This window comes from Mycobacterium sp. (assembly GCF_035653355.1).
Taxonomy (GTDB): Bacteria; Actinomycetota; Actinomycetes; order Mycobacteriales; family Mycobacteriaceae; genus Mycobacterium.
Map to the genome: position 1 here is coordinate 1 of NZ_DASRBZ010000327.1, position 6,860 is coordinate 6,860.

Here is a 6,860-nt window from a genome sequence, read left to right on the forward strand (position 1 = left end):
ATACCAGCTCAGCTGGGTCGGGTCCCCGCCGTCGTTGTCGATGATGCCGCCGCTGTCGCCGCCGTCGTCGTGATCGGCATGCTGGATCTGCGGGGCGGGCGCGGTGCTGGGCGTCGACGCCACCGCCGTATCGGCGACCGCCTGGTAAGTGCTCATCGTGGTGGCCGCCTGGATCCACATGCGCACATAATCGGCCTCGTTGAGCGCGATCGGAATCGTATTGATGCCAAAGAAATTCGTCGCCACCAACACCGCGTGCACCGCATGATTGGTCGCCAACTCCCCCAACGTCGGCATCGCCGCCAACGCGGCGGTATAGGCGGCAGCCGCCGTCTCCTGCGCAACGGCCGCCGCCTCGCTGTTAGCGCTGGCCTGCATCAACCACGCCAGATAAGGCGCATGCGCGGCCACATACGACTGCGCGCTCGGCCCCTGCCACGCACCGGCCTGCACACCGGCCAGCAACGCGCTCAGTTCGTCGGCCACCGAAGCATATTCAGCGCTCAACGACGACCATGCCGCTGCCGCTGCCAGCAACGACCCTGGACCGGGACCGGCGCTCAGCAATGCCGAATGCACCTCCGGCGGAAACGCCATCCACATGGGCGCCGACATGGTCAGTGCTCCGCAACCGAATATGACCAAGCGGCAACGCCATTCGCGGCCGCAACGTGGACCGTCATCACCTCGACAGCGACACTGGCTCTCAGTCCGTCTGGAACCACGCAGAACCTCATGGCGGACACTCCTCCCTGCGTGGAGTAACCATAATGAATATCGTTTTCATTATCAACACGAACGCCATGCCAACTTGAGTGGTTTCACGGCGCACATGGCCCGGCGCACCTAGGCAGTGAGGTGTCGCGCGGCTAACGACGTCTAGTGCCGTCTCAACGGCAGTTCAGGGATGACGACGGCTCCGTTAGCCGTCACTGTTCTTGGGCATGTCGGGCGGATCGGGCTCACAGCTCCACGTCCCGGGGATCATCGGCGCGCCGGCGCTTCCACCGAAGTCATCGCTGGCGAGCGTGGTCAGCCCAGCCGCCCGCCTCACCTCGTCGTTAGTTACCGTTCCGGCAAATCCCAGCGGCCCTGCGCCCGTGTCCGACGCCGTCGTTGTCGCGGCGGGCTCGTTCGGCGGCGGCGTGTCCCAGCCGGGCTCCACGTCGACATTCACGTCCATGAACTCGTCGCCGTACCCGCGCAGCTTCGCCCGTCGGCGCCGCCGGGCCCGCGCCTGCTCCCGAGCCGCGGACGCCGCGCCGGCCGCGGCGGTATCGTCCTCGGGCGCCTTCCGTTTCGCGCTCGAGCTGGCACTGGCGTTCATCCCCGAGCCGAACCCGATGCCAGGCGGGCCGACGATCCAGGGAGGGGCGAAACCGGCGACGCTGACGGTCGACGACGCTGGGATGCTTGCCGCCGGAGCCGGGGCGCTGGACGTGGGCGCCGGCGCGGAGGCCGGGGCAGAACCAGGGCTCACGACAGTCGATGTCACGGGCGTGGGCCCAGCAACTGCCACATTGGGCTCGGCTTGGGGCTCGGGCGCGGCTGGCAACGTTTCACTACCCGTGGGCACGGCAGCCAGGGTGGTCAGCCCCACTAAACCGCTCGCTCCCAGGGCGGGAACCGGCACAAAGGCGGCAAGCGGGAAGCCGAACGCGGACGTGGTCGCCTGCGAGGTGAAGTAGCTGATCGCTTCAAGCGCGTGCCCAAATTCGTCGGCGGCCAGTGCCGGAATGTCGCTCATCAGCTGTTGTAACCCGGCGGACGGATTTGTCAGGATTTCGGAGAAATCTCTTCCGAATGTGTCGGTAATTTCAAGTACTCGATTGTTCCACCAGCTCTGCTGGCTTGGGTCCCCGCCGTCGTTGTCGATGATGTCTTGGATGCCACTGCTGTCCCCGCCGCTGTCGCTGCTGCTGGTGCTGTCGCTCTTCTCAATCTGCGGTGCCGGAGTGGTCTGCGGTGTTGACGCCAGTGCGGTGGTGGAGACGGCTTGGTAGGTGGTCATGGTGGTGGCCGCCTGGACCCACATCCGCACATAGTCGGCCTCGTTGAGGGCGATCGGAATCGTATTGATGCCAAAGAAATTCGTCGCCACCAACACCGCATGCACCGCATGATTAGTCGCCAACTCCCCCAACGTCGGCATCGCCGCCAACGCCGCGGTATAGGCGCCAGCCGCCGTCTCATGCTGAACAGCCGCGGCCGCGCTGTCGGCACTGGCCTGCATCAACCACGCCAGATACGGCACATGCGCAGCCACATACGACTCCGCACTGGGCCCCTGCCACGCACCCGCCTGCACCCCCGCCAACAACGCGCTCAATTCGTCAGCCGCCGAAGCATATTCAGTACTCAACGACGACCACGCACCCGCCGCCGCCAACAACGACCCCGGACCCGGACCAGCGCTCAACAACGCCGAATGCACCTCCGGCGGAAACGCCATCCACATGGGTGATGTCACAGGCGCTCCTGCAGTCTGGCTTTGCCGGGCAGCGACCAGCCCAACAGTCCGCGGCCTGGCGTCAGGGGCTGGCTGGGCAGGTCAGCTGACCCGGCATTTAATACGACCTGGTGTCGTAGGACAAGACCCTGTCGGGGTATGGGGTATTTGCTGATACGCCGAGGTCCAGCGGGGTCAAGCAGCCAGCAGGATCGGCAGCTTCAGCGCGGAATCAACCGCCAGCGCGCAGAACACCACTGCCAGGTAGTTGTTGGACTGCAGAAACAGCCGCAGCGGTTTGACCGGCTCGCCGCGGCGCACTCCGGCGTACAGCTGGTGCGCCATCGCCAGGAACCACACGCCGGCCACCACCGCAACCGTCGCGTACAGCCACCCGGCGGCCAGCGCCAGCACCAGGGTCGCCAGCACCGTGAGCCAGGTATAGATCAGGATCCGCCCCGTGACCTGGCGCTCCGTGGCGACGGCCGGCAGCATCGGCACACCGGCGGCTTTGTAGTCGTCCTTGTACCGCATGGCCAGCGCCCACGTGTGCGGCGGCGTCCAGAAGAAGATGATCGCGAACATCACCAGCGCCGGCCAGCCGATGGTGCCGGTCACCGCCGACCAGCCGATCATCACCGGCATACAGCCGGCCGCCCCACCCCAGACCACGTTCTGGGAGGTACGGCGCTTGAGCAGCAGTGTGTAGACGAAGACGTAGAACGCGATCGTGGCGACGGCCAACAGCCCGGACAGCAGGTTGGTCGTCCACCACAGCCAGAAGAAGGATCCCGCACTCAACACCAGGCCGAACACCAAGGCGTGCCGCGTCGGCACGGCGGCGCGCGCCAATGGGCGTCGCGCGGTGCGTTTCATCACCTTGTCGATGTCAGCGTCGGCCACACAATTGAGCGCGTTAGCGCCCCCGGCGGCCAGCATCCCGCCGATCAACGTGTTGAGGATCAGCAGCGGGTTCACCGTGCCGCGGTCGGCCAGCAACATCGCCGGTATCGCGGTGACCAACAGCAGCTCGACGACCCGCGGCTTGGTCAACGCCAAGTAAGCCAGCACAGTGGTACGTACTGGACTCGGCGCGACGCGCCCGCGAACGCTCACGCAATAACTCCTCGATCGCAGCAGCGCGCAGCTTCTACTACAGACGATGGTAGACCGAGTGGCTGCGGCGGCCTCACCGCAGGGTCGGTTCGCAACCGATTACCCATGATCGGATCGGTCATACGCCGTTTGCTCAGCGGCCTGGAGTGGTACGACGAATGTTGACCTGCAGTGCGCTGCGATCCCGCACTAGGGTGGGAATGAACCAGCTTGTCGACCTGAGGACTGAGCTTGTGACCACGCTTGAAGACATTTCCGCGCTTACCCAACCGCACCATCCCGACGACTGGACCGAGGTTGACTCCCTTGCGGTCGACACCATCCGGGTGCTGGCCGCCGACGCGGTCCAGAAGGTCGGCAACGGCCATCCCGGGACCGCGATGAGCCTGGCCCCACTGGCGTACACGTTGTTCCAGCGCGTGATGCGCCACGATCCCAGCGACACCACGTGGCTGGGCCGCGACCGCTTTGTCCTGTCGGCAGGACACAGCAGCCTGACCCTCTACATCCAGCTCTATCTCGGCGGCTTCGGCCTTGAGCTGTCCGACATCGAGTCGTACCGAACCTGGGGATCGAAAACGCCCGGGCATCCGGAGTTTCGCCACACCAAGGGGGTGGAGATCACCACAGGTCCGCTCGGTCAGGGTCTGGCTTCGGCGGTGGGGATGGCGATGGCATCGCGCTTCGAGCGCGGCCTGTTCGACCCCGACGCCGCCCCAGGGGCCAGTCCGTTTGACCACTTCATCTTTGTGATCGCCTCCGACGGCGACATCGAAGAAGGCGTGACGTCGGAGGCGTCGTCATTGGCTGCTGTGCAGCAGCTGGGCAACCTCATTGTGTTCTACGACCACAACCAGATTTCGATCGAGGACGACACCAACATCGCGCTGTGTGAGAACACCGCCGATCGCTACCGCGCCTACGGCTGGCACGTCCAGGAGATCGAGGGCGGGGAAAACGTGGTCGCGATCGAGGAGGCCATCGCCAACGCCAAGGCCGTCACCGACCGGCCGTCGTTCATCGAACTGCGCACGATCATCGGCTATCCGGCACCGAACGCAATGAATACCGGCAAGGCGCACGGCGCGGCCCTGGGCGAGGACGAGGTAGCGGCCACCAAGAAGGTGCTGGGGTTCGACCCCGACAAGCACTTTCAGGTCAGCGACGAAGTGCTGGCCCACACCCGCAAGCTGGTGCAGCGCGGCAAAGAGGCTCACGAACGCTGGCAGCCCGAGTTCGATGCGTGGGCGCAGCGCGAGCCCGAACGCAAGGCGCTGCTGGACCGGCTGACGGCGGAAGAGCTGCCCGACGGCTGGGACGCCGACTTGCCGCACTGGGAGCCCGGATCCGACGAGGTCGCCACCCGCAAAGCATCCGGCGCGGTGCTTGGCGCGGTGGGACCAAAACTGCCCGAGTTGTGGGGCGGATCCGCCGACCTGGCCGAAAGCAACCTCACCACGATCAAGGGCGCCGACTCGTTCGGCCCGCCATCGATTTCCACCAAGCAGTTCAGTGCGACGTGGTATGGCCGCGTTCTGCATTTCGGTGTGCGCGAGCACGCGATGGGCGCGATCCTTTCCGGCATCGTGCTGCACGGCCCGACTCGCGCCTACGGCGGAACGTTCCTGACGTTCTCCGACTACATGCGCCCGTCGGTGCGGCTGGCGGCACTGATGGACATCGACACCATCTATGTATGGACCCACGACTCGATTGGCCTCGGCGAGGACGGCCCCACCCATCAGCCGATCGAACACCTGGCGGCGCTGCGCGCCATCCCGAACCTGTCAGTGGTGCGTCCCGCCGATGCCAATGAGACCGCGTACGCGTGGCACACCATCCTGGCCCGCGGCAACGGCAGCGGGCCGGTCGGGCTGATCCTGACGCGCCAAGGTGTGCCGGTGCTGGAGGGCACCAGCGCCGAGGGCGTCGCCCGAGGCGGTTACGTGCTGGGCGACACCGAAGGCGCTGACCCCGATGTCATCCTGATCGGCACCGGTTCGGAACTGCAGATCGCGGTGGCGGCACAGAAGGCGTTGGCGGACAAGGGAGTTACCGCGCGGGTGGTATCGATGCCGTGTGTGGAGTGGTTCGAGTCCCAGCCGTCTGACTATCAGGACAGTGTGCTGCCGCCGAGCGTCTCGGCCCGCGTGGCGGTCGAGGCCGGTGTCGCAATGCCGTGGCACAAGATGGTCGGCGAGGCCGGGCAGATCGTGTCGATCGAGCACTACGGCGAGTCCGCGGATTACAAGACCCTGTACCGGGAATTCGGCTTCACCGCAGAAGCCGTTGTTGCCGCCGCCGAGCGAGCACTGGACAACTCCAGAAGAAGGGCAAATCAATGACTCAGAATGCCAATCTCGCCGCGTTGAGCGCGGCAGGTGTATCGGTTTGGCTGGACGACTTGTCGCGAGACCGGATCAAGTCCGGCAATTTACAGCAGCTGATCGACACCAGGTGCGTGGTCGGCGTCACCAGCAACCCCAGCATCTTCCAGAAGGCGCTGGCTGACAGCGATAGCTACAACGACCAGATCGCCGAGCTCGCCGAACGTGGCGCCGACGTCGACGCCACCGTCCGCACTGTCACCACCGACGATGTGCGCATGGCGTGCGACGTGTTCAAGCCGCAATGGGAAGCCTCCGAGGGTATCGACGGGCGGGTGTCGATCGAGGTGGATCCGCGGGTCGCGCACGACGCCGACAACACCATCCAGCAGGCCGTCGACCTGTGGAAGACGGTCGACCGGCCGAACCTCTTCATCAAAATCCCGGCAACCGAAGAAGGAATACCGGCCATCACCGCCACACTGGCAGAAGGTATTTCGGTCAACGTGACGCTGATCTTCTCCGTCGAACGCCACCGCGCGGTGATGGACGCCTACCTCAACGGCTTGGAAAAGGCCAAGCAGGCCGGCCACGACTTGTCCAAGATCCATTCGGTGGCATCGTTTTTCGTTTCCCGGGTGGACACCGAGGTCGACAAGCGGCTGGAGAAGATCGGCACCGAAGAGGCGCTCGCGCTGCGGGGCCAAGCCGGAGTGGCCAACGCGCGGCTGGCCTATGCCGCATACCAGGAGGTCTTCGTCGGCGGTGACCGCTACGAGCAACTCAAGGCTCAGGGCGCCCGCGTGCAGCGGCCGCTGTGGGCGTCGACCGGTGTCAAGAACCCCGACTACTCCGACACGCTGTACGTCACCGAGCTGGTCGCGCCGAACACGGTCAACACCATGCCGGAGGCCACCCTGGAGGCCACCGCGGACCACGGGCGGATCACCGGCGACACCGTCCGGGGC

Annotated in this window: 5 protein-coding genes; 2 read left to right on the forward strand and 3 right to left on the reverse strand. The window is 65.6% G+C overall.

Going from position 1 to position 6,860, the window contains the following annotated elements; translation table 11 throughout:
* The 3 genes from VFA16_RS11380 to VFA16_RS11390 form a co-directional block, all read right to left on the reverse strand.
* Positions 1 to 615, reverse strand: a 615-nt coding sequence (locus tag VFA16_RS11380; RefSeq protein WP_324967908.1) for a PPE family protein, incomplete at its 3' end; no start/stop codon positions are given.
* A 307-nt stretch (positions 616 to 922) separates the two neighbouring features.
* Positions 923 to 2,470 carry a PPE family protein gene (locus VFA16_RS11385; RefSeq protein WP_324967909.1) on the reverse strand — a complete coding sequence of 516 codons (1,548 nt, stop codon included), beginning with the start codon at positions 2,468 to 2,470 and terminating at the stop codon, positions 923 to 925.
* A gap of 174 nt (positions 2,471 to 2,644) precedes the next feature.
* Positions 2,645 to 3,565 carry a heme o synthase gene (locus VFA16_RS11390; RefSeq protein WP_324967910.1) on the reverse strand — a complete coding sequence of 307 codons (921 nt, stop codon included), beginning with the start codon at positions 3,563 to 3,565 and terminating at the stop codon, positions 2,645 to 2,647.
* Positions 3,566 to 3,798: 233 nt separating this feature from the next.
* Between VFA16_RS11390 and tkt the strand changes: the two genes are divergently transcribed.
* Together tkt and tal are read left to right on the forward strand one after the other, a co-directional pair.
* Positions 3,799 to 5,910 carry a transketolase gene (tkt, locus tag VFA16_RS11395; RefSeq protein ID WP_324967911.1) on the forward strand — a complete coding sequence of 704 codons (2,112 nt, stop codon included), beginning with the start codon at positions 3,799 to 3,801 and terminating at the stop codon, positions 5,908 to 5,910.
* A partial coding sequence (gene tal / locus VFA16_RS11400) for a transaldolase (protein WP_324967912.1) occupies positions 5,907 to 6,860 on the forward strand: 954 nt, incomplete at its 3' end. The genes tkt and tal, both read left to right, overlap by 4 nt.